The organism is Pseudomonas sp. BN606 (assembly GCF_029873115.1).
Taxonomy (GTDB): domain Bacteria; phylum Pseudomonadota; class Gammaproteobacteria; order Pseudomonadales; family Pseudomonadaceae; genus Metapseudomonas.
The window spans coordinates 52,250-73,291 of record NZ_SSOF01000026.1 but is presented as its reverse complement, the minus strand read 5'-3'; the positions used below and the strand labels follow the sequence as shown (position 1 = coordinate 73,291).

Annotated in this window: 28 protein-coding genes and 2 riboswitches; of the genes, 8 read left to right on the top strand and 20 right to left on the bottom strand. The window is 64.3% G+C overall.

What is annotated here, in order from left to right; translation table 11 throughout:
• Positions 1-165: 165 nt before the first annotated feature.
• From E8E75_RS01350 to nrdR, 13 genes are all read right to left on the bottom strand, one after another.
• Positions 166-963, bottom strand: a complete 798-nt coding sequence (locus tag E8E75_RS01350) for a cobalamin-binding protein (protein WP_120653224.1) — start codon at positions 961-963, stop codon at positions 166-168.
• A complete protein-coding gene (locus tag E8E75_RS01345; protein ID WP_120653225.1) occupies positions 963-1,382 on the bottom strand; it encodes an MFS transporter in 420 nt (139 codons plus the stop codon). Before E8E75_RS01345 ends, E8E75_RS01350 begins: the two co-directional genes overlap by 1 nt.
• Positions 1,379-1,993 (bottom strand): GTP cyclohydrolase II, encoded by a 615-nt coding sequence (gene ribA / locus E8E75_RS01340; protein ID WP_120653226.1) that lies wholly within the window; start codon positions 1,991-1,993, stop codon positions 1,379-1,381. The genes E8E75_RS01345 and ribA overlap by 4 nt, the downstream gene beginning before the upstream one ends.
• Before the next feature lie 107 nt (positions 1,994-2,100).
• On the bottom strand, positions 2,101-2,781 hold the full coding sequence (locus E8E75_RS01335) for a TIGR02281 family clan AA aspartic protease (RefSeq protein WP_153918428.1): 681 nt from the start codon (positions 2,779-2,781) through the stop codon (positions 2,101-2,103).
• Positions 2,768-3,523 carry a transporter substrate-binding domain-containing protein gene (locus E8E75_RS01330; RefSeq protein ID WP_120653228.1) on the bottom strand — a complete coding sequence of 252 codons (756 nt, stop codon included), beginning with the start codon at positions 3,521-3,523 and terminating at the stop codon, positions 2,768-2,770. The genes E8E75_RS01335 and E8E75_RS01330 overlap by 14 nt, the downstream gene beginning before the upstream one ends.
• A 46-nt stretch (positions 3,524-3,569) precedes the next feature.
• A complete protein-coding gene (locus E8E75_RS01325) occupies positions 3,570-4,070 on the bottom strand; it encodes a phosphatidylglycerophosphatase A (protein WP_120653229.1) in 501 nt (166 codons plus the stop codon).
• The gene (gene thiL, locus E8E75_RS01320; RefSeq protein ID WP_280357777.1) at positions 4,063-5,031 is read right to left on the bottom strand and encodes a thiamine-phosphate kinase; all 969 of its coding nucleotides are present in this window, start codon (positions 5,029-5,031) and stop codon (positions 4,063-4,065) included. The genes E8E75_RS01325 and thiL overlap by 8 nt, the downstream gene beginning before the upstream one ends.
• A 13-nt stretch (positions 5,032-5,044) precedes the next feature.
• Positions 5,045-5,518 carry a transcription antitermination factor NusB gene (nusB, locus tag E8E75_RS01315; protein ID WP_120653231.1) on the bottom strand — a complete coding sequence of 158 codons (474 nt, stop codon included), beginning with the start codon at positions 5,516-5,518 and terminating at the stop codon, positions 5,045-5,047.
• Positions 5,515-5,991, bottom strand: a complete 477-nt coding sequence (gene ribE / locus E8E75_RS01310; RefSeq protein WP_120653232.1) for a 6,7-dimethyl-8-ribityllumazine synthase — start codon at positions 5,989-5,991, stop codon at positions 5,515-5,517. The genes nusB and ribE overlap by 4 nt, the downstream gene beginning before the upstream one ends.
• Positions 5,992-6,052: 61 nt before the next feature.
• Positions 6,053-7,147 (bottom strand): bifunctional 3,4-dihydroxy-2-butanone-4-phosphate synthase/GTP cyclohydrolase II, encoded by a 1,095-nt coding sequence (gene ribBA / locus E8E75_RS01305; RefSeq protein WP_120653233.1) that lies wholly within the window; start codon positions 7,145-7,147, stop codon positions 6,053-6,055.
• Positions 7,148-7,164: 17 nt separating this feature from the next.
• Positions 7,165-7,827, bottom strand: coding sequence for a riboflavin synthase (locus E8E75_RS01300; protein WP_153918424.1), 663 nt, complete (start codon positions 7,825-7,827; stop codon positions 7,165-7,167).
• 219 nt (positions 7,828-8,046) lie between these two features.
• A riboswitch (FMN riboswitch) is annotated at positions 8,047-8,193 on the bottom strand.
• Between the two features lie 88 nt (positions 8,194-8,281).
• Positions 8,282-9,391: a bifunctional diaminohydroxyphosphoribosylaminopyrimidine deaminase/5-amino-6-(5-phosphoribosylamino)uracil reductase RibD gene (gene ribD / locus E8E75_RS01295; protein WP_153918422.1), complete on the bottom strand. Its 1,110-nt coding sequence runs from the start codon at positions 9,389-9,391 to the stop codon at positions 8,282-8,284.
• On the bottom strand, positions 9,391-9,855 hold the full coding sequence (gene nrdR, locus E8E75_RS01290; protein ID WP_120653236.1) for a transcriptional regulator NrdR: 465 nt from the start codon (positions 9,853-9,855) through the stop codon (positions 9,391-9,393). Before nrdR ends, ribD begins: the two co-directional genes overlap by 1 nt.
• A gap of 112 nt (positions 9,856-9,967) precedes the next feature.
• Between nrdR and E8E75_RS01285 the strand changes: the two genes are divergently transcribed.
• From E8E75_RS01285 to trxA, 3 genes are all read left to right on the top strand, one after another.
• Positions 9,968-10,393 (top strand): YbaY family lipoprotein, encoded by a 426-nt coding sequence (locus E8E75_RS01285; RefSeq protein ID WP_153918421.1) that lies wholly within the window; start codon positions 9,968-9,970, stop codon positions 10,391-10,393.
• Positions 10,390-11,043, top strand: coding sequence for a 50S ribosomal protein L11 methyltransferase (locus tag E8E75_RS01280; RefSeq protein WP_120653238.1), 654 nt, complete (start codon positions 10,390-10,392; stop codon positions 11,041-11,043). Before E8E75_RS01285 ends, E8E75_RS01280 begins: the two co-directional genes overlap by 4 nt.
• A gap of 252 nt (positions 11,044-11,295) precedes the next feature.
• Positions 11,296-12,165 (top strand): thioredoxin, encoded by an 870-nt coding sequence (gene trxA / locus E8E75_RS01275; protein ID WP_120653239.1) that lies wholly within the window; start codon positions 11,296-11,298, stop codon positions 12,163-12,165.
• Positions 12,166-12,234: 69 nt separating this feature from the next.
• On the opposite strand, the gene E8E75_RS01270 is transcribed toward trxA, so the two are convergent.
• On the bottom strand, positions 12,235-12,582 hold the full coding sequence (locus E8E75_RS01270; RefSeq protein WP_120653240.1) for a hypothetical protein: 348 nt from the start codon (positions 12,580-12,582) through the stop codon (positions 12,235-12,237).
• Positions 12,583-12,688: 106 nt separating this feature from the next.
• Here E8E75_RS01270 and E8E75_RS01265 point away from each other — a divergent pair, with 106 nt between their 5' ends.
• The 5 genes from E8E75_RS01265 to E8E75_RS01245 all read left to right on the top strand — a co-directional run bounded on the left by E8E75_RS01265 (position 12,689) and on the right by E8E75_RS01245 (position 16,607).
• Complete coding sequence (locus E8E75_RS01265) at positions 12,689-13,255, top strand: DUF2796 domain-containing protein (RefSeq protein ID WP_120653241.1); 567 nt, start codon at positions 12,689-12,691, stop codon at positions 13,253-13,255.
• Positions 13,256-13,295: 40 nt separating this feature from the next.
• Complete coding sequence (locus E8E75_RS01260) at positions 13,296-14,003, top strand: ABC transporter ATP-binding protein (protein ID WP_120653242.1); 708 nt, start codon at positions 13,296-13,298, stop codon at positions 14,001-14,003.
• A 1-nt stretch (position 14,004) separates the two neighbouring features.
• Positions 14,005-15,267: an ABC transporter permease gene (locus E8E75_RS01255; protein WP_120653243.1), complete on the top strand. Its 1,263-nt coding sequence runs from the start codon at positions 14,005-14,007 to the stop codon at positions 15,265-15,267.
• Between the two features lie 7 nt (positions 15,268-15,274).
• Positions 15,275-15,793: a DUF3299 domain-containing protein gene (locus E8E75_RS01250; protein ID WP_120653244.1), complete on the top strand. Its 519-nt coding sequence runs from the start codon at positions 15,275-15,277 to the stop codon at positions 15,791-15,793.
• 139 nt (positions 15,794-15,932) lie between these two features.
• Positions 15,933-16,607, top strand: a complete 675-nt coding sequence (locus tag E8E75_RS01245) for an OmpW family outer membrane protein (protein ID WP_120653245.1) — start codon at positions 15,933-15,935, stop codon at positions 16,605-16,607.
• A 118-nt stretch (positions 16,608-16,725) separates the two neighbouring features.
• Here E8E75_RS01245 and E8E75_RS01240 read toward each other — a convergent pair whose 3' ends face one another.
• From E8E75_RS01240 to E8E75_RS01215, 6 genes are all read right to left on the bottom strand, one after another.
• A complete protein-coding gene (locus E8E75_RS01240; RefSeq protein WP_120653246.1) occupies positions 16,726-17,655 on the bottom strand; it encodes an NAD-dependent epimerase/dehydratase family protein in 930 nt (309 codons plus the stop codon).
• Positions 17,648-18,532: a sugar nucleotide-binding protein gene (locus E8E75_RS01235; protein WP_120653247.1), complete on the bottom strand. Its 885-nt coding sequence runs from the start codon at positions 18,530-18,532 to the stop codon at positions 17,648-17,650. The genes E8E75_RS01240 and E8E75_RS01235 overlap by 8 nt, the downstream gene beginning before the upstream one ends.
• A gap of 97 nt (positions 18,533-18,629) precedes the next feature.
• Positions 18,630-19,400, bottom strand: a complete 771-nt coding sequence (cobM, locus tag E8E75_RS01230; RefSeq protein ID WP_120653248.1) for a precorrin-4 C(11)-methyltransferase — start codon at positions 19,398-19,400, stop codon at positions 18,630-18,632.
• A complete protein-coding gene (locus tag E8E75_RS01225; protein WP_120653249.1) occupies positions 19,397-19,807 on the bottom strand; it encodes a cobalamin biosynthesis protein in 411 nt (136 codons plus the stop codon). The genes cobM and E8E75_RS01225 overlap by 4 nt, the downstream gene beginning before the upstream one ends.
• Positions 19,804-20,520 (bottom strand): CbtA family protein, encoded by a 717-nt coding sequence (locus tag E8E75_RS01220; protein WP_153918419.1) that lies wholly within the window; start codon positions 20,518-20,520, stop codon positions 19,804-19,806. Before E8E75_RS01220 ends, E8E75_RS01225 begins: the two co-directional genes overlap by 4 nt.
• Before the next feature lie 11 nt (positions 20,521-20,531).
• Positions 20,532-20,717 (bottom strand): CbtB-domain containing protein, encoded by a 186-nt coding sequence (locus E8E75_RS01215; protein WP_120653251.1) that lies wholly within the window; start codon positions 20,715-20,717, stop codon positions 20,532-20,534.
• A 102-nt stretch (positions 20,718-20,819) separates the two neighbouring features.
• A riboswitch (cobalamin riboswitch) is annotated at positions 20,820-21,037 on the bottom strand.
• Positions 21,038-21,042 lie beyond the last annotated feature (5 nt).

Here is a 21,042-nt window from a genome sequence, read left to right as displayed (position 1 = left end):
CTGAAACTGTGGGGGCGATTCATTCGCGAATGAATGCGCTCCCACAAGCAATCCATGGTCCGGATGCAATCCGGGAGTGGCGTACAAGTCTTCCCGGATATCACTGGGTTACACGCCTGTAGAGTGCGCCGCGCGCACCAAGCCTCCGTCGGTGCACATGGCACCCTACCTTGCAGTCTCCAGCAAGCGGCACAGCTTCCTGGTCGCCTCCAGCATCTGGAAGCTCGGGCGCTCCAACCCCCGGTCCGGCACGGGCCAGACCCGCTGGTTCTTCACCGCAGCCAGTTGCGGCCAGGACGCCCAGGCGCTGGCCTGGCCCGGCTCGCTCACCAGGATCACCGCCGGGTCACGCTGCAGAACCGCTTCGACGCCCACTTGCGGTGCCGGCAATGACAGGTCGGCGAAAACGTTTTCCGCTCCACAGACCTTCAGGGCATCGCTGACGATCTGCTGCCCGCCCAGGGTGTACAGCGGCTTGTCCCACACCTGATAGAAGACCTTCAGCGGCACGTCGCGTTGATGACGCTGGCGCAGTTCCGCCAACCCAGCCTCGAAACGCGCTGCCAGTTGGCGACCCTGATCCGCGCGTCCGACTCGCTCGCCAATTGAGATGAAAGACTGCGCCAGTTGGCCCAGGTCCCTGGGTTCGACCACCAGTTGGGGAATGGAAAGCCGCTTCAGCTGCTCGCGACCGGCAGCTCCGACACTGTCGGGCCACAGCAACACCAGGTCAGGCTTGAGGCTGAGCAAGCTTTCTGCCTGGAGCTGGCCGTAGCGTCCCACGGACGGCAGGCCGGAGAGGTCGGCCGGCCGCTCGCCACCGTCGAGCACGCCCACCAGCAGATCGCCGGCGCCGAGGTCGAGCATGGTTTCAGTCAGGGAAGGTGCCAGGCTGACTACCCGCAACTGCGCCGCAGCGGGTAGCGCCAGGCACAGCAGCAGGAAGGCGAGCAGTCGGCGCATCAGCCGAGCTGGCGGGGGATTCGGTAGAGGTAGAGCATCACCAGGCTGCTCATGGCCAGGAGAACCAAGGCCACGGCGTTGAGGCCGAATGGCACTGCCAGCGCGGCTATCCACGCCGGAAGGCCGGCAGCGACGAATGCCTTGCGGCGTTGGCGCGCCAGTTCCTGCCAGGCTCCTGGCTCTTCGGCCCGGCCAAGGGCGGCTTCGGTCGCCACCAGGGCACGCTTGTAGGCGGAAAACATCGGCAGGCTGAGGAACATGGATGCCAGGGCGACGATAAAGAGCGGCATCTGCAAGACCGGCAGTGCCGGCTCGCCATCACCGAACAGGTAGCCCATGACCAGCAACGGCACCAGGGTGTAGCCCACCTGGCGCCACCAGGCCAGGGCCAACTGGCGGCGGACTTCCTTGCGGGTCACGACTCGGCTTCCGCCTGGTGCAGGTTGCCGAGCATATGCCCGAGCTTGCCCGCCTTGGTCGCCAGGTACTTGCGGTTGTGCTTGTTCAGGCCGGTCTGCAGCGGGACGCGCTCAGCCACGTTGAGGCCGTAGCTTTCCAATGCCTTGACCTTGCGCGGGTTGTTGGTCATCAGCTTGATGGCGCTGACGCCCAAGTGTTCCAGCATCGGCTGGCACATGGCGTAGTCGCGCTGATCGGCGCCGAAACCAAGGCGTTCATTGGCTTCCACGGTGTCGGCACCGGCGTCCTGTAGCTCGTAGGCGCGAATCTTGTTCAGAAGGCCAATGCCACGACCTTCCTGGCGCAGGTAAAGGAGCACGCCGCAACCGGCTTCAGCGATGGCACTCAGGGCCGCTTCCAGCTGGAAGCCGCAATCGCAGCGCAGGCTGAACAGGGCATCGCCGGTCAGGCACTCGGAGTGCAGACGGCCCAGGACAGGTTCGCCATTGGCCACATCACCCAGAGTCAGCGCTACATGTTCCTTGCCACTGGCCTCATCGAGGAAGCCGTGCATGGTGAACACGCCGAACGGAGTGGGTAGCTGGGAGGCGGCGACGAATACGACAGACACCGTGAAACTCCTGGAAATTTGCAAGGCCGGCATTGTAACAGCAGCGCTAGTTGGCCGGTCAGTTTGAATAGTTGGGGATAAGTATCGGTTGGCTCGAAGGAAGTGAGTCAGAACTTGGATTCCAGCATCAGCACCCCCTGCTCCTCGCGCCAGCGCACGCGATTCAGGAAGCTCATGCCGAGCAGCACATCCACTGGCGCCTCACCCTCGACCACCGCGCCTTCCACGCCGAGCACTTCGATGCTCCCGACCTTGATGCGATCGAGAGTCACCCGCCAGGCGTTGACTGTGCCAGCGGCGGTGCTGGCCTTCATCGGCTGGCCCTTGACCCGGTAGTCGATACCCAGGCGGCGTGCCTGGTTCTCGTTCATGGCAACGCTGGTGGCGCCGGTGTCCACCAGGAACTGCACCGGATGACCCTCGATGGAACCGGCCACCTGGTAGTGGCCGTTATTGCCGCGGGCAATGCTCAACTGGGTTTTCTGGGGCGCCGGCGGGCTGCCGGAGCCTGCAGGGCCGATGGACGTGCCGGACGGATTGTATTCACGCGAAAGGCTGTAACTTCGCTCGACCCCATCGACCCGCAGCACCGCGCCCTTGCTGTCGGCGCTGATGACCTGGACACCGCCAGGGCCGGTCTGTCCAACCTTCACCAGCTTGCGCTGGCCATCGACGTTGAGTACCGCAGCGCCGGGGAAAAGCCCGACTACCTGAACCTGGGTGGCGTCGACAAGCAGCGGAACGAGCGCCAGCAGGAAGGCGGCGATACGCAGATCAGGGCGCGACATGGGGTTTCTCCAGCTCCTTGTCGAAGGCATAGGGTTGTTTCCAGCGGACGAACAGCGGACGAAGCTCGCCACTGGCGACCAATGCGTCCATGCGACGGTCGAACATGTCCGCCAGGCGACGGCCACGCGGCGTGTCGGCGAAGCCCAGGTACAACGGCAGGCGCGCCAGCGGGGTTACACGGTACTTGCCGGGCTCGGCCGCGCTCTCCAGCACGTCGTCGACTTCGGTTCGGGCGTCGATGTAGAAGTCCACGTGCCCCAGTTCGAGCATCGAGAGTATGCCGCTGCGCCGCTGGATTTCCTTGAAGTGCTTCAGATTCGGCAGGTAGTCCTGGTAGTCGTAACCACGAATCCAGGCCAGGCGGTACTGGCCGAGGGTGGCCAGGGTGGGAACCGGGGTTGAACGCAGCGAGAGTGCGCTGACCTGGTCGGCGTCGTAGTGCCAGCGCGGGTAGTACGCGCTCTGGACCTCATTGCGATAGGAGCCGACCCAGGCATCTGCCTCGCCGCGCTGCACCAGGCCAATGGAGCGGGTATAGGGTACGGAGTGAATCTTGAGCTGGATGCCTTCGGGTTCGTAGACCTTGCGCAAGATGTCCCAGCCAAGCCCTTTGCCGTTTGCCTCGGTGTGCTCGGGCCAGACCTCGCTGGCGAGGTGGATTTCATTGGACGGGAACTCGTCGGCCCACGCTGCGGGGAGCAGCAGGCAACCGATCAGAACCGCCAGAATCCAGCTCCGCATTGCGCCTCCGTCTACCAGCTCATCGTGGCCGCTGGTCCTGACAAGACTAGGCTACGCCCCAGACGATGAGTTGCATTGCCAGCCAGGCGAAGACACCGGCCAGCACATCGTCGAGCATGATGCCCACGCCGCCGTGGACGTGGCGGTCGATCCAGCGGATCGGCCAAGGCTTGAGGATGTCCATTACGCGGAAGACCAGGAAGCCCAGCAAAAGCCAGTGCCAACCTTCCGGCACCAACCAGAGGGTGATCCACATGCCGACCATCTCATCCCACACGATGCCTTCATGGTCGTGGACACGCAGGTCATCGGCGACCCTGCCGCACAGCCAGAAGCCAAACAGCATGGTGAGGCCCAGCATCAGCCAGTAGCCCCAGTCCGGCAGCATCTGCCAGAGCGGGATGAATGGCAGCGCCACCAGCGACCCCCAGGTACCCGGGGCCTTGGGCAAGGTACCCGAGCCAAAGCCGAAGGCGATGAAGTGCCAGGGGTTGCTCCACACCGAATGGGGGATGGGTTGCGGCGTGGCCGATTCGCGATCAGTCACCTTGACTCCCGAAATGTTGATAGCCCAGTGCCGGCGGCTGAAGTATTGCGCCGGCATCGTCCAGCAGATGAACACCCTGCCCGGCTGCGACGCGGCCGATCACTGCCACTTCCGGCCAGTCCGCCCGGATGGCGGCCAGCGCACTGGCGGGCAGGGTAAAGGCCAGGCGGTAGTCGTCGCCACCGGACAGCGCACAATTGAGCGCGAATTCCCTGGAAAAGAGGCTTTCGAGTGCCGAAGACAGCGGCAGCTTGGTGGCTTCCACCAGCAGTGCCACGCCGGAGGCTGCGGCGATATGACCGCAATCGGCAAGTAGTCCGTCGGAAATGTCCAGGGCTGCTGTGGCCCGTCCACGCAGCGCCTGGCCGAGGGCCAGCTGAGGCTGTGGCGCCCAGTAGCGTTGCAGCAGGTAATCCACCTCTGGCCCGCGTTCCTGGCGCTCGCCAAGCACCAGTGGCAATGCCCCACCGCCATCGCCCAGGCTACCGCCCACGCAGAGCAGGTCACCCGGACGCGCCCCGGCACGGGTCAGCGCCTGGCCGGCCGGGACGCGGCCGAACACGGTGAGGGTCAGGCTTAGCGGTCCACGCGTGGTATCACCACCGACCAGTCCGATTCCGCAATCGCTCGCCATTGCACAGAGTCCGCGGGCGAAGCCTTCGAGCCAGTCGGCGCGGGCGTCGGGCAGGGTCAGGGCAAGGGTGAAGGCGATGGGCTTGGCGCCCATGGCTGCCAGATCACTGGCGGATACCGCCAGAGCACGCTGGCCAAGGAGGAAGGGGTCGGCGTCATCGGGGAAATGCACGCCAGCCACCAGTGTGTCGGTGGAGATCGCCAGCTGCTCGCCAGCCGGTAGCTGAAGCAGGGCGCAGTCGTCGCCAATGCCAAGGGCAATGCCTTCGCCCCCGGCCGCGCATGCGGCGGAGGCGAAGAAACGGCGGATCAGCTCGAACTCACCCACGCGCGAGCTGCAATCAGCGCTTGCCGCCGCGGACTTCGGCGGCCCGCAAGCGCGGTGCCAGCTTGTCCAGCACGCCGTTGACGAACTTGTGCCCGTCGGTGGCACCAAACACCTTGGCCAGTTCGATGCCTTCGTTGATAACCACGCGATACGGCACGTCCTGGCGGTTCATCAGCTCAAAGGTCGACAGGCGCAGGATCGCCAACTCTACCGGGTCCACTTCTTCAAGGGCACGATCCAGGCAAGGCAGGAAGGCCGCATCGATCTCAGTCTTCTGGCGCGGCACGCCGTGCAGGATCTCGTGGAAGTAGGCACCGTCTACCGTGCTGAAATCGTTGTCGACGCGGAACTGCGCCTCGATTTCGTTGAGCGGCTGACCAGCAATGTGCCAGGAGTAGAGTGCCTGCATCGCCAGGCTGCGGGCCTGGCGACGGGCTGCAATCTTGCCTTTCGGTGCCTTGGGCGCCGAACCGTCTGCGTTGCTCACTTGGCCTCCAGGGCAGCCAGCAGGCTAACCATCTCCAGGGCGGACAGGGCAGCTTCTGCGCCCTTGTTGCCGGCTTTGGTGCCGGAACGCTCGATGGCTTGCTCAATGGAGTCGACGGTCAGCACGCCGAAGGCGACCGGAACGCCGAACTCCATGGAAACCTGGGCCAGGCCCTTGGTGCACTCACCGGCAACGTATTCGAAATGCGGGGTGCCGCCACGAATGACCGCGCCGAGGGCGATGATGGCGGAGTACTCGCCTTGCTGGGCGACCTTCTGGGCTACCAGCGGGATCTCAAACGCGCCGGGAGCGCGGATGATGGTGATGTCGTTTTCGCTGACACCGTGGCGAACCAGAGCGTCTACGGCGCCGCTTACCAGGCTTTCCACGACGAAACTGTTGAAACGGCCGACCACCAGGGCATAGCGGCCTTTGGGGGCGATGAAGGTACCTTCGATGGTCTTCAGGGACATGGGCGAGTTCTCGTCAATTAAAGAGCGAGGGCCCCGGCCTTGACGGTCGGAGCCCTGCGGGTCATTCAGCGGGCAGGTATTCTACAACTTCCAGGTCGAAACCGGATATCGCGTTGAACTTCATCGGCGAACTCATCAGGCGCATCTTGCGCACCCCGAGGTCGCGGAGAATCTGCGATCCGGCACCGACGGTGCTGTAGGTGGTCGGATTGGTGACCTTGGTTTCCGCTCCCAGCTGACGCTCCAGGTGCGCCAGCAGCTGCGGGCCGGTCAGCGGGTTGCCCAGCAGCAGCACTACGCCGCTACCGGCCTTGGCCACCGCGCTCATGGCAGCGCGCAAGCTCCAGCGGCCTTCCTGGTTGACCATGAACAGGTCGCGCAGCGGGTCCATGTTGTGGACCCGCACCAGGGTCGGTTCTTCCGGGCAGATCTTGCCCAGGGTCAGCGCCATGTGCACATCGCCTTCCACGGAATCACGATAGGTCACCAGGTTGAAGTGGCCCAGTTCGCTATCCAGCGGCTGCTCGGCGATGCGCTCGACGGTGCGTTCATGGATCAGGCGATAGTGGATGAGGTCGGCGATGGTGCCGATCTTGATCCCGTGCTCGGCGGCGAAGGCCTCTAGCTCGGGGCGACGGGACATGGTGCCGTCGTCGTTCATGATCTCGCAGATCACGCCGCTGGCCTCGAAGCCAGCCATGCGCGACAGGTCGCAAGCCGCCTCGGTGTGACCGGCGCGGGCCAGCACACCGCCTGGCTGAGCCATCAACGGGAAGATGTGACCGGGGCTGACGATGTCTTCGGCCTTGGCACCTTTGGCCGCGGCCACCTGTACGGTGCGTGCGCGGTCGGCGGCGGAGATACCGGTGGTCACACCTTCGGCCGCCTCGATGGAGACGGTGAACTTGGTGCCGAAGCCGGAACCGTTGCGCGGCGCCATCAGCGGCAGCTTCAGGAGTTCGCAACGCTCGCGGGTCATCGGCATGCAGATCAGGCCACGGGCGAAGCGGGCCATGAAGTTGATGTGCTCGGCCTGCACGCACTCGGAGGCCATGATCAGGTCGCCTTCGTTCTCGCGATCCTCGTCATCCATGAGGATGACCATCTTGCCCTGGCGGATGTCTTCGATCAGTTCGTCGATGCTGTTGAGAGCCATGGGCCCTCCTTCTGAATTCAGTGTTTGAGGTAGCCGTGTTCGGCGAGGAAGCTTTCGGTCAGGCCGGAGGACTGGGGCTCAGCCGCCTTGTCGCCCAGCAGCAGGCGTTCCAGGTAGCGGGCCAGCAGGTCGACCTCCAGGTTGACGCGGCGCCCCGGTCGGTAGTCGACCATGATGGTCTCGGCCAGGGTGTGCGGGACGATGGTCAGCTCGAACTCCGCGCCGTTTACCGAATTCACCGTCAGGCTGGTGCCGTCGACGGTGATCGAACCCTTCAGGGCAATGTACTTGGCCAGCTCGAGCGGTGCGCGGATGCGGAATTGCACGGCGCGGGCGTTGTCTTCCCGCGCCACGACTTCGCCGATACCGTCGACATGGCCGCTGACCAGGTGGCCGCCAAGACGGCTGGTGGGAGTCAGGGCCTTTTCCAGGTTGACCGGACTACCGGCCTTGAGGTCGTCAAAGGCAGTGCGAGCCAGGGTTTCGCGGCTGACGTCGGCCCAGAAGCCGTTACCGGGCAGTTCCACTGCGGTGAGGCAGACGCCATTGACCGCGATGCTGTCGCCGAGCTTGACGTCACCGAGGTCCAGCTTGCCGGTTTCCACCAGGACACGAACGTCGCCCCCCTTGGGGGTGATCGCACGGATGGTGCCGATGGCTTCGATTATGCCGGTGAACATGGGACCTCCAGAGCTTGCAGCGAACCGACAGAAGCCGGTGAAAGACGCATTATAGGCGCCCACCCCTCGCCCGCGCGCAGGCAAGCCGCCGGCGCCGGAAGGATCTGGGTTGTTGCATATGACATCGATGTAACTCCTGTTTCGTGAAAAACAGGGCGTATCGGATCGAAAGGGATCTGACGGGCACTGGCACGGACGTACGCTGGCCCAGGCAGGCAATCCCGTTCTCTCTTCATCCGGACTATTACCGTCGGCCCCGGAATCTAACCGGGTCTGCTGACCTCGCCATGGACGAGCGCTCGCGGGCTATGCGCTTGGCACGCAATTACCGCCGGTGGGGACTTGCACCCCGCCCTGAGAACGTTTCAGCCAGCATCGAACTGGCTGGCAGGCGTTTTATCACAGTCGTAACGAACTTGCATCGGCCTGTTCGGCCATGTTGGCGGCGGGGAAATCAGGCAGTAGAGCGAGGCACCGCGATGACTCGCCAGTCGTCGCCTACGGCGCGCATTTCCACGATCTTCAATTCCTGGGCCTCGGCCATACGTGCCAGCGGCCAGTCAAGCAGCGGGCGGGCGCTGGAACCCAGGAACTTGGCGGCGATGAAAATCTGGTACTCATCCACCAGTCCGGCACGGGCAAAGGCCCCTGCAAGGCTAGGGCCGGCTTCCACCAGGACCTCGTTGACACCCCGGTTGGCCAGCTCCTGCAACAGTCGGCGCAGATCGACATGGCCATCGCCACCCGGCAACACCAGCAGCTCGTGGCCCGGGTAACCATCCTGGGCGCCCGCGCGGGCGGTCGCCACCAGTGTCGGGCCGGCCTGGAAGAAAGGTACTGACAGCGGCACCCGCAGGCGCCCGTCCACCAGCACCCGCAGCGGCGGGCGACTGACGGCCAGCGCAGTGAGCTCAGCGTCCAGACCCAATTCGTCGGCACGTACGGTCAGGCGTGCAGCATCGGTAAGCACGGTGTCAGCGCCGGTCAACACGACGCTGGCGCGGGCACGCAAGCGCTGCACCGCCGAGCGGGCCGCCGGACCGGTAATCCACTGGCTTTCGCCACTGGCCATGGCGGTGCGGCCATCAAGGCTCATGGCGAGCTTGACCCTGACGAAGGGCAACCCCTGTTCCATCCGCTTGATGAAGCCGGCATTCAGTGCACGCGCTTCAGCCTCCAGCACGCCGCTCTCCACGGCGATGCCCGCATCTGCCAGACGTTGCAGGCCGCGGCCGGCGACCTGGGGATTTGGGTCCTGCATGGCGGCAACCACGCGCCCGACTCCGGCTGCCACCAGCGCATCGGCGCACGGCGGCGTGCGGCCGTGATGGCTGCAAGGTTCGAGAGTGACGTAGGCAGTGGCGCCACGGGCCAGATCGCCGGCCTGGCGCAGGGCATGGACTTCGGCATGGGGCTCACCGGCGCGGACGTGCCAGCCTTCACCGACGACCTCGCCATCACGAACGATGACGCAACCGACGCGCGGATTGGGATGGGTTGAGTAGATGCCCTTGCGCGCCAGCTCCAGGGCGCGGGCCATGTAGGCCTGATCGCTGGTGGCCATCAGTCTTTCGAGGGCTCGCGGGCCAGGCGCTCGATTTCCTCGCGGAACTCGTTGAGATCCTGGAAGCGGCGATAGACCGAAGCGAAACGGATGTAGGCGACTTCATCGAGCTTCTGCAACTCGACCATCACCAGTTCGCCCAGTACCCGAGATTTCACCTCGCGCTCGCCGGTGGCGCGCAACTTGTGCTTGATATGGGCGATGGCCGCCTCGAGACGTTCGATGCTCACCGGACGCTTCTCCAGTGCCCGCTGCATGCCGGCGCGCAGCTTCTCTTCGTCGAAGGGCTGGCGACTGCCGTCCTGCTTGATCAGGCGGGGCATGACCAGCTCGGCGGTCTCGAAGGTAGTGAAGCGTTCTTCGCAAGCCAGGCACTCGCGACGACGACGCACCTGATCGCCTTCTGCGACCAGCCGCGAATCGATGACCTTGGTGTCGTGGGCGCCGCAGAAAGGACAATGCATGGCGTTCGAGGAGCATCTGCAGAAAAGGGGGACCATGGTAGCGCATCCCCGGGGCAAGACAAGCCGACGGCTTTGCGCTATAAGGCCCGCGCATACAGATCAGGAATTCCAGATGCGCCCACTCCTTCCCCTGCTCCTGGCCGCGCTGCTAGCGGCGTGTGCCAGCGAAGAGCCCGCCCCGGAATTACCCACTCCGGCACAGCAACCCAAGGTTGAGGCCACGCCTGCACACATGCGTGAACTCAGCGGCGTGCTGCAGGCGCCGCCCGCGGGCAGCGAGGTGGAGCTGGCGCTGATATCGATCGATTCGCGCGACCGCCCGCAACGCCTGCTCGGCAACCTGGTGCTGAACGGCAATGGCGGCCCGCTGCCCTTCCGCCTGCTGTTCAACCCGGAATACTTTCCCCGAGGTGAGCGCGTGGAGCTGCGTGGGCGCGCGAGCCTGTCGGGACAACTGATCCTGAAACTGCAACCTCGCCGGATCCTGCAGCCTGAAAGCCAGTCCCTCGGACCGTTGCAGATGGTTCCAGCACCATGAGCGCCCCGGCAGCACTGCAACAGGCACTGGTCCAACTGCTGGGCGACGCCAGCCTCAGCGCGGAAACCCTGCCGGGAACCGATATCAGGCTCTGGCTGATCGATGCCAACAACATGGACCGCGCCTTCAGCCCCGAAGAAACCCGACGCATCCTCGAAGAGCCACCCTACTGGTGCTTCTGCTGGGCCAGCGGCCTCGCCCTGGCGCGCTGGCTGGCCGAGAAGCCGGAATGGGTCGCCGGCAAACGCGTGCTGGACTTCGGCGCTGGCTCGGGCGTGGCCGCCATTGCCGCGGCCAAGGCCGGCGCTGCTGAAGTGGTGGCCTGTGATCTCGACCCACTGGCGTTGGAAGCCTGTCGCGCCAATGCCGAGCTCAACGGTGTGCAGCTGAGCTATTCGGCGGACTTTTTCCAGGAACAAGACCGCTTCGACCTGATCATCGTCGCCGACGTGCTCTACGACCGCGCCAACCTGCCACTACTCGACCACTTCCTTACCCGCGGTCGCCAAGCCCTGGTGGCCGACTCGCGGGTACGCGATTTCCAGCACCCGCTCTATACCCGCCTTGCCGTGCTGGACGCCTGCACTTGGCCGGACCTGGCCGAGCCGGCGGAATTTCGCAATGTGAGCCTGTATCACGCGATTCGCTGAGACAGAGCACCTTGGCGAGGGAGACATGTTGTGGGGGGGGCGCTAGGGGTCCCTCATGATGCTGCGGCCGGGCAAGGAATCGTCCCGGTACAGCTCGGAGTTGGGGCGCCCCTGCGGGGCGCTTGGCGAATGAATTCGCCCCTACAGGCAGCAGACCGACCGGCGGGAGAACACCTCGCTCGTACGGGGCATATTCATCCCCCGTCGGCGGCCTTATGATTCGCCCATTCCTTCGTGCCTTCGAGTGCCCAGATGAGCGACATTCCCTACATCTTCGATACCACCGGTGCCGATTTCGACCAGGCGGTGATCCAGAACTCCTTCCACAAGCCCGTGCTGGTGGATTTCTGGGCTGACTGGTGCGCGCCCTGCAAGGCGCTGATGCCACTACTGGCACAGATCGCCGAGTCCTACCAGGGTGAACTGCTGCTGGCCAAAGTGAACTGCGATATCGAGCAGGACATCGTGATGCGCTTCGGCATCCGCAGCCTGCCCACCGTGGTGCTGTTCAAGGACGGCCAGCCGGTGGACGGCTTTGCCGGCGCCCAGCCGGAATCGGCTATCCGCGCCATGCTCGAACCCCACGTACAGATCCCGGCCACGCCGCAGGGCAACCTGCTGGACGCTGCCCAGGCCTCGTTCAGCGAAGGCCGCATCAGCGAAGCCGAGAATCTGCTCAAGCAACTGCTCACCGAAGACAACACCAATGCCGCCGGCCTGATCCTCTATGCCCGCTGCCTGGCCGAACGCGGTGAACTGGGTGAAGCGGAAACCGTGCTCAATGCCGTGAAGAGCGACGAGCACAAGCAATCACTCGCGGGCGCCCGCGCCCAACTGACATTCCTGCGCCAGGCAGCCGACCTGCCTGAAGTGGCCGACCTGAAGTCGCGCCTCGCGCAGGATGCCGGTGATGACGAAGCGGTGTACCAGCTGGCGGTCCAGCAACTCTCCCGCCAGCAATACGAGCCGGCGCTGGACAGCCTGCTCAAGCTGTTCGTGCGTAACCGTGGCTTCGAGAACGGCCTGCCCCACAAGACCCTGCTGCAAGTGTTCGACCTGCTGGGTAACGACCATCCGCTGGTCACCACCTATCGCCGCAAGCTGTACAACGCGATCTACTGACAGGGTTCCGGGCCAGCCCTTTTCTGTGGGAGCGAATTCATTCGCGGTTGAAATCGCTCCCACAGTTCCTCAGCCCCTCCAGATATATAGGGGCGCGTCCTCTCCCGCTTCCATATGCACCTGCTCGCAATGGCGCAAGCGCACCAACAGGCGCTTGCCCGCGGCAGTACCGCCGGCCAGGGCTTCCAGTTCCGCCAACAGGCGAGGACCTTCCATTTGCCCGGCATCGCGCAGCAATTGCTGGGCGGTATCCCAAAGTGCATCACTGCGCGGTGTGTTCGGAGCCTTGGGCGCGGCCGGAGCCTGGACCGCGACCTCGGGCGTCAGGCGACTGGCCAGTTGGTCCCAGTCCTCAGCGTCCATTTCAATCGTCAGATCTACCGGCCAATCACCGATCTGTCCGCGAATTCGCAGCATGTCCAACTCCTCCAGAAACGAATGCGCAATGCTCCCATGGTGTTGGCGGGCCGCCTACATTTGTTATAACGTAACGCGAATTTTCGTCCCGCCCCGGAGATCCTTCATGCGCAGCCTGCTGCTTGCCCTGCCCTTCGCCCTGTTGCCTTTGGCCGTTGTCCAGGGCCACGAGCACGACCATGATCACGAACACGGCAGCCTCGGCGCCCACGAACACGGTGTGGCGCAGCTGAATGCTGTGCTGGACGGCAAGACCCTGGAACTGGAACTGGAAAGCCCGGCCATGAACCTGGTGGGCTTCGAGCATGAAGCGAAGAGCGATGCCGACAAGGCCAAGGTGGCTGCCGCCCGTGCAGAACTGGAAAAACCCCTGACGCTCTTCGCCCTCCCCGCAACGGCAGGCTGCAAGGTCAAATCCCAGGAACTGGAAAGTCCACTCTTCGGCGCTGACGAGCACCATGACGAACATGCCGAAGGCCATGACCACGAACACAGTGAAGTTCACGCCCATTACCAGTTCGAATGCGCAAAGCCCGACGAATTGAAGGCCCTGGATCTGGCCGGGCTGTTCAAGCGCTTTCCCGCCACCCTGAAAATTCAGGTACAACTGATCGGCCCCAACGGCCAGCAAGGCGCGGAACTCAGCGCCAGCAACGCCAGCCTGAGCTTCTAACCCTTCGCAGAAACAGCCGGGGCAACCCGGCTGGATTCCCATGAGCCAGACACTGATCGAACTCCATGGGCTGGGCTTTGCCTGGCCCGGCCACCCGGAACTGCTGGACATCCCCGAATTCCATCTGAAACGCGGTGAGAGTCTCTTCCTCAAAGGTCCCAGCGGCAGCGGCAAGACCACCCTGCTGGGTCTGCTCGGCGGCGTGCAGAAGCCCGGCCGTGGCAGCATTCGCCTGCTCGGTCAGGATCTGGCCTCGCTCTCCGCCAGCGCTCGCGATCACTTCCGCGTGGATCACACCGGTTACATCTTTCAGCAATTCAACCTGCTGCCCTTCCTGTCAGTGCGGGAAAACGTCGAATTGCCCTGCCGCTTCTCACGCTTGCGTTCCGAACGAGCCCGCCAGCGACACGGAAGCGTCGATGCGGCGGCAGCAACCCTGCTGCGCCATCTCGGCCTGAAGGAAGAACTGCTGCAACGCCGTGCCGACGCGCTGTCAATCGGCCAGCAACAACGGGTAGCGGCCGCTCGCGCGCTGATCGGCCAGCCGGAATTGGTGATCGCCGACGAGCCGACCTCGGCCCTGGACGCCGACGCCCGCGAGGCCTTCCTGCAGCTGCTGTTCGCCGAATGCCGTGAAGCCGGCTCCAGCCTGCTGTTCGTCAGTCACGACCAGAGCCTGGCTGCACTGTTCGACCGTAGCCTGTCGCTGGCGGATCTGAACCATGCCGCGCGCATCGAGGAGGATTGAGATGTATCTGCTGCGCCTGGCCCTGGCCAGCCTCGCCAACCGCCGATTCACCGCGCTGCTGACGGTCTTCGCCATCGCCCTCTCGGTCTGTCTGTTGCTGGCGGTCGAGCGCGTGCGCACGGAGGCACGCGCCAGTTTCGCCAGCACCATCAGCGGCACCGACCTGATCGTCGGTGCCCGATCCGGTTCGGTGAACCTGCTGCTCTATTCCGTCTTCCGTATCGGCAATGCTACCAACAACATCCGCTGGGAAAGCTTCGAAGCCATCAGCCAGGACAAACGGGTGAAGTGGGCCATCCCCATTTCCCTCGGTGATTCGCATCGCGGATTCCGCGTGATGGGCACCAGCGCTGCCTACTTCGATCACTATCGCTACGGCCGCGGACAGCCCTTGCAACTGGCCGAGGGCAAGCCCTTCGCCGACATGTTCGAGGTGGTATTGGGCGCCGAAGTGGCCGAAGCCCTGCACTACAAGCTAGGTGACAAACTGGTGCTGGCCCACGGCGTCAGCACCGTCAGCCTGGTGCAGCATGATGACAAGCCCTTTACCGTGATTGGTATCCTCGCTCGCACCGGCACTCCTGTTGACCGCACGTTGCACATTTCCCTGGCCGGCATGGAGGCACTGCACGTCGACTGGCAGAACGGTGTACCCGCACGCGGCGCGGGCAAGGTCAGCGCTGATCAGGCGCGCGCCATGGACCTGCAACCGAAGGCCATAACCGCCTTCCTCCTTGGTCTCAACAGCAAGATTGCCACCTTCGCGTTGCAACGGCAGATCAATGAGTACCGGGGCGAACCGTTGCTGGCGATTCTTCCGGGCGTCGCCCTGCAGGAGCTCTGGAGCCTGATGGGGACGGCGGAGAAGGCGCTTTTCGTAGTCTCGCTGTTCGTCGTGCTGACCGGGCTGATCGGCATGCTCACGGCCATCCTCACCAGCCTCAACGAGCGTCGCCGGGAAATGGCCATTCTCCGCTCGGTAGGCGCGCGGCCCTGGCACATCGCTAGCCTGCTGGTGCTGGAAGCCTTCGCCCTGGCCATGGCGGGTGCGGTGCTGGGGGTGGGCCTGCTCTATCTGGGCATAGCGCTCAGCCAAGGCTACGTCCAGGCCACCTACGGCCTCTTCCTGCCTCTCGCCTTGCCCAGCCCCTATGAGTGGACGCTGCTCGGCGCTATTCTGGCCGCTGCCCTACTGATGGGTGTAGTGCCAGCCTGGCGTGCCTATCGGCAGTCGCTGGCCGACGGTCTGTCCATTCGCCTGTGAGACTTTCATGACGCGCATCCTGCTGGCCCTGTTGTTGACGCTTTCTTCCCCGCTCTGGGCCAGCGAGGCACGCGAACTCACCTGGGCCGAAATGATTCCGGAAGGCGCGCCGCCACCTGCACCTCCGGCGCCCATCCACGATCTTTCGCAGCTCTCGGATGCACTCCAGGCGGAGGCCGGTCCGGCAGCCTCGCAACAGTCACCGGCAGCTCCGGTGGTCCAGGCGCTGGACGGCCAGGAAGTGAAATTGCCGGGTTACATCGTGCCGCTGGATGTCACGGAAGAAGGCCGCGTTACGGAGTTCCTCCTGGTGCCCTACTTCGGTGCCTGCATCCATGTTCCTCCGCCGCCGTCGAACCAGATCGTCCATGTGAAGAGCGAGCTCGGCGTATTGATGGATGCCCTCTACCAACCCTTCTGGATCGAGGGTCCGCTGCAGGTGAAAGCCAGCAGCAGCGACCTGGCCGAGGCGGGTTACCAGATGGACGCGAGCAAGATCTATCCCTACGAGTCCCCCAGCAACTGACGTTCCAAACACGAAGGCTTGGCGTGACCGGGCCTTTGACGTCCAACCTGAGAGACCTTGCTCTGGATCAAGATACGAAGCGTCCTAATTAAAGAAACTGGCTCCAGCCCAACACTTGTAGAATTCATTGGAGCCTTTAATGCGCAAGCTGCTACTCACCGCCTCCCTGCTCGCCCTTGCCGTCGCATCGCCCCTGGCCCTGGCCCACAAGGCCGGCGATGTGATCATCCGTGCCGGCGCCGCCACCGTCGACCCGAACGAAGACAGCTCCAATCTGTCGCTCGCCGGCACCAAGGTAGGCGGTACAAAAGCCACCCTGGACAGCGATACCCAGTTGGGCCTGACCGGCACTTACATGCTCACCGACCACGTAGGCCTCGAACTGTTGGCCGCCACTCCTTTTCAGCATGAAGTCGGCGTGAAAGGTCTTGGCGGTGCTCTGGACGGCAAACTGGCTGATATCAAGCACCTGCCGCCGACCCTGAGCCTCCAGTACTACCCGCTGGATCCCAACTCGGCGTTCCAACCCTATGTCGGGGCTGGCCTCAACTACACCTTGTTCTTCGACGAAAGCCTGACTAGCCAGCGCAAGAGCCAGGGCTTCAGCAACCTGGACCTGGACAACTCCTGGGGTCTGGCTGCGCAGGTGGGCATGGACTACATGCTGACCGACAACATCCTGCTCAACGCTGCAGTCTGGTACATCGATATCGACACTCAAGCCAGCACCGATCTGGCCGGTGTGGGCAAGGTCAAGGTCGATGTGGACGTGGACCCGTGGGTCTACATGGTTGGTGTCGGCTACAAGTTCTGAGCGGGAAAATCCTGGGGGACGGACACTACCGCTATAGGCGCCTTCGGGCGCCTTTTTTATACCCGTGGTTTAGTTCGGTCACACGAACCTCCCCACGGGCACCGCATAGAGCAGTCGCTCAGCGCCCCAGCAGGCGCGCAACGCCCTCGCGCAACGGAGTCGAGACCGGAAAGTCATAGCGCAGCAGCAGGCGAGCATTGTTCGCCCGCGAGTGACGGATATCCCCGGCGCGCGCATCGGCATGAGTCACTGGCGGCAGATCACCCAGCACTTCGCCGATAGCGGCGAGCAACTCGTTGAGGCTGGTCGCCCGATTCAGGCCCACGTTCACCGGTCCGACCTCCAGCCACTCTGCTTCCAGCGCCTGCACCAGCACTTGCACCAGGTCGCCGACATAGACGAAGTCGCGAGTCTGCTCGCCATCTCCGAACACGGTGATCGGCAATCCAGCCAGAGCGCGCTCGGTGAAGATACTGATCACACCCGAATAAGGCGACGATGGGTCCTGGCGCGGGCCGAAGATATTGAAGAAGCGAAACACCCCAGGCTCCAGCCCATGCTGCCGGCGGTAGAAGTCCAGGTAATGCTCGCTCGCCAGCTTGTCAGCCGCATAAGGTGTCAGCGGCGACTTCGGCGTGTCTTCGTCGATGGCCGTGCCTTCGCCGTTCTGGCCGTAGACAGCCGCGCTGGAGGCGAAGATCACCCGTTTCACGCCACTAGCACGCATGGCTTCGCAGACGTTCAGGGTGCCGATCAGATTGCTCTGGTGCGTTGCCACCGGATCATCCACCGAGGCCTGGACCGAAGCGACCGCCGCCAGATGCGCGACCGCCTTGCAGCCCGACATTGCCTTCGCCACCAGCGCGGCGTCGGCAACGTCGCCTTCGATCAGTTCCAGTCGCGGGTTGTCCAGCGCCAGATTGGCCCGTTTGCCGGTGGACAGATTGTCCAGCACGCGCACGGCGTGCCCCCTGGCGAGCAGCGCATCTGCCAGGTGCGAGCCGATGAAGCCAGCGCCGCCGGTAATGAGGATGGGGGATTCAGACATGGCGATAGTAGCGGTCCAGCAGGTTTGGCAGGGCAGCACGCCAGGCGCGCGGCTTGATGCCGAAGGTATGGAGGATTTTCTTGCAGGCCAGCACTGCGTTCTGCGGCTCGTCCCCTGCATCGGGGCGAGCGGCGTGGGCCTGCGGCGTGATGTCCTGCACCTTCAGCGGATGCAGGCTGCGAGCCTCACTGAGCAGCGCCTGGCCCAGCGCCAGCGGAGTGGTGGCCTCGTGCCCCCCATAGTGATAGGTCCCCCAGAGCGGCGCCTGGCAGTCCAGTTGCTTGATCACTGCAAGCAGCACACGGGCTGCATCATCCACAGGGGTCGGATTGCCGCGACGGTCGTCGGCCAGGCAAATTTCGTCGGCCTGCTCCGCACGACTGAGGAAACGGCCCAATGAACCATCGCGGCTGTCGTCCAGCAACCAGCCAAAACGCAGCAGCACGTGCTTGGGGCAGGCGGCACGGACACTCTGCTCCATCCGCCAGATGGCCTTACCGCGTTCACTGAGCGGCACGGTCTCGTCCTTTTCGCTGTAAGCGGTCGCGCGCGAACCGTCGAACACCCGATAGCTGGAAGGCTGCAGCAGAATGATTCCGTGATGCTGGGAGAGTTCGGCAAGGCGCTCCACGCCGCGCTCCTGGGCGGCCAGGCGCACGTCGCTGACTTCGTCGGCCTGGAACCAATCGAAGTAGTAGGCGAGGTTGATCACGGCGTCGGGCCGGGTGTCATCGAGCAGCTGGGTCAGGCTGGCGGCATCCCAACCCTGTTCGGGCGGACGCGGAGCGAGAAAACCTATGTCTTCCTCGGCTCCCAGGCGAATCAGCGCCTGTCCGAGTGAATTGCCGCCACCCAACAGCATCAAGCGCATTCGCATAGAGAAAGAGGTCGCTTAAAGCCGGTTATAGGGAGTGGGCGGGCATATTCCCCGCCGCATAAGAGCCGCATTCTGCGGGTTTCACTGGCGTACGTCACTAGCCGCGTGGCGGTTGCGCCTTGCCTGGGCGGTAGAGATGAGCGTGGTCGGCCCGATACAGGGAAGAGTCGGCGAAGCCTTCGGCGGCCAACACCTCGCCCACCAGGATCAATGCGGTGCGACGGAAATCCCGTGCCGCCACCTTGGGCACTATGTCACCCAGGGTACCGGTGACCTGCTCCTGATCCGGCCAGCTGGCGCGATGGATCACCGCGATCGGGCAGGCGACGCCGTAGTGCGGCAGCAATTCTTCGACAATCTTCGCCAACTGGCTCACCCCGAGGTGAATGGCCATGGTGGCGCGATGCCGGGCCAGGTCTGCCAGCGCTTCACCCTCCGGCATCCGCGTCTTGCTGGCGTAGCGGGTGAGAATCAGCGTCTGGGACACCTCCGGCAAGGTCAGCTCGCACCCCAGCAGCGCTGCGCAAGCAGCGGTGGCTGTCACGCCCGGCACCACCTCAAAGGGAATGCCACGCTCGCGCAGATGACGAATCTGCTCGCCAATGGCCCCATACAACGATGGATCACCGGAATGCACCCGCGCCACATCCCGGCCCTGGGCATGGGCTTGCGCCAGCAGGGCGACAATTTCATCCAGATGCAGTTCGGCGGTGTTCACCACCAGATCCGCGCTGTGGCCTGCCAGCACCGCTTCGGGCACCAGCGACCCTGCGTAGAGAATTACCGGACAGGAGCGGATCAGCCGCTGTCCCTTGACCGTGATGAGCTCCGGATCGCCGGGGCCGGCGCCGATGAAGTAGACCGTCATGGCCGTCCGGCCTCCTGATGGATACAGGCCAACGCACAGGTAGCGCTGGCGCTGCGGCGTTTGTCGATGAGCAGGGTGACGCGGCGGCCAAAGAGGATTTCAGCCTGGGCCAGCGCCGCGGCTTCGGCCACTCCGGGGCTGCCGACGGCGTCTCGAACCCGCTCTGATGGCTGGTTCAGCCGACCTTCAAAGGCGGCAAGAACATCCATCGGCAGGCCATGCAGCGGCAGCCCCAGTCGCTCGGCCAGGGCGACCAGCCCCGGCTCTGCGGATTTTGCCTCGCTGGTAGCCAGGGCGACCACCTGATCGAGAGAGACACTGGCCTCGGCAAGGCACTGCATCAGCAGGCCCTGCAACTCACCCGGCGGACAGCCGCGCCGGCAGCCCAGTCCGGCGACCAGTTTCAAGCGGAGGGCGATGCGTGACGCTGGTACAGCCAAGCGGCAGCCCAGCCGAGCACCGCCCAGAATGCGGCATTGGTGATCAGCGACGCAGCGATGAACTCCTGCTCCAGCGCTTCAGGTGCCAGGCTGGCATGCACTTCGGGCTGCGGCGCACCGACAACATGCGGGATCACGAGAAACACGATACCTGCCACGCGCAACGCCCAGTGACGGCCAAAGGCGATCAGGGCGAGGCCAGCGGCAGTGGAGGCAGCGGTACCAATCCACCAGGCCTGACGGTGGGCCAGATCGGCAGCGGCGGTACCCGGCAATTCCGGCGGCAGGCCGAGGGACGGTGCGAGCGCAAAGGTGGCGAACCCGCCAAGCCCCCAGAGCAGGCCATGCCAGGCACGACTCGGCCCGCGCAGACTGAACAATCCGGCAAGGATCAGGGCGAAGCCCACAGCCACCACCAGGTTGCTGCCACCGGTCGACAGGGTCCGTTGCCAGCCATCTTCCGGGGCCCAGGCCTCGTCGCTGTGCTCGTGGGTGTGAGCGACGGCCGCGCCGCCGTGCTCATGGTCGTGCGCCTGCTCCTCCTGGGTGGCGGGTTCGGCGTTTTCATAGGTTTCCGCCTGGAGAATCAGCGGAGTGACCCACAGGCTCTGTAGCAGGGTCAGCACCAGGGCGGCGATCAGGCCGGCGAAACCGGCGGTCTGGGCAATGCGCTTGATCATCCGTGAATCACTCAATGGCAGGGGAAGGCGGCACTGTGGCGGGTGTCGTGAGCGGCGTTGTGCACAGCTTCGATATGCGAGAAGCCGGCGAAATACACCAGGGACAGGCCGACCAGACTGGCGCCGATGGCCAGTACAAGACGTTGGGTCAGGGTCGAGGAGGAAGCGGCGGAATGAGACAGGGTACGGCTGGACATGGAGGTTCCCTCTGCGTTGCTAACGATACCGGCAGAGGAACGCGCGCGAGGGAAGCGGGCGCAGGCGCACCCAGGTTTCCGGCTTGCGCCCGCCCACCGCGGGTTGCCAAAACGTGATCAGGCCGGTCTCCGGGCTCACGACGCCTGCCAGGGGCAGGATGGGCATGCCTTCCCATGCCTTGTCGGCACAGTGGCGTACTTAACCCTACGGTCGCTTACCGTTGCGGGGGCAGCGTCGGACTAGTCCGAAAATGGACGCACCGACTTCCCGTTTCACCTCGCGTACGGCGACGCAAGGCACCTGAAAAAACCGTGCTAGGACATC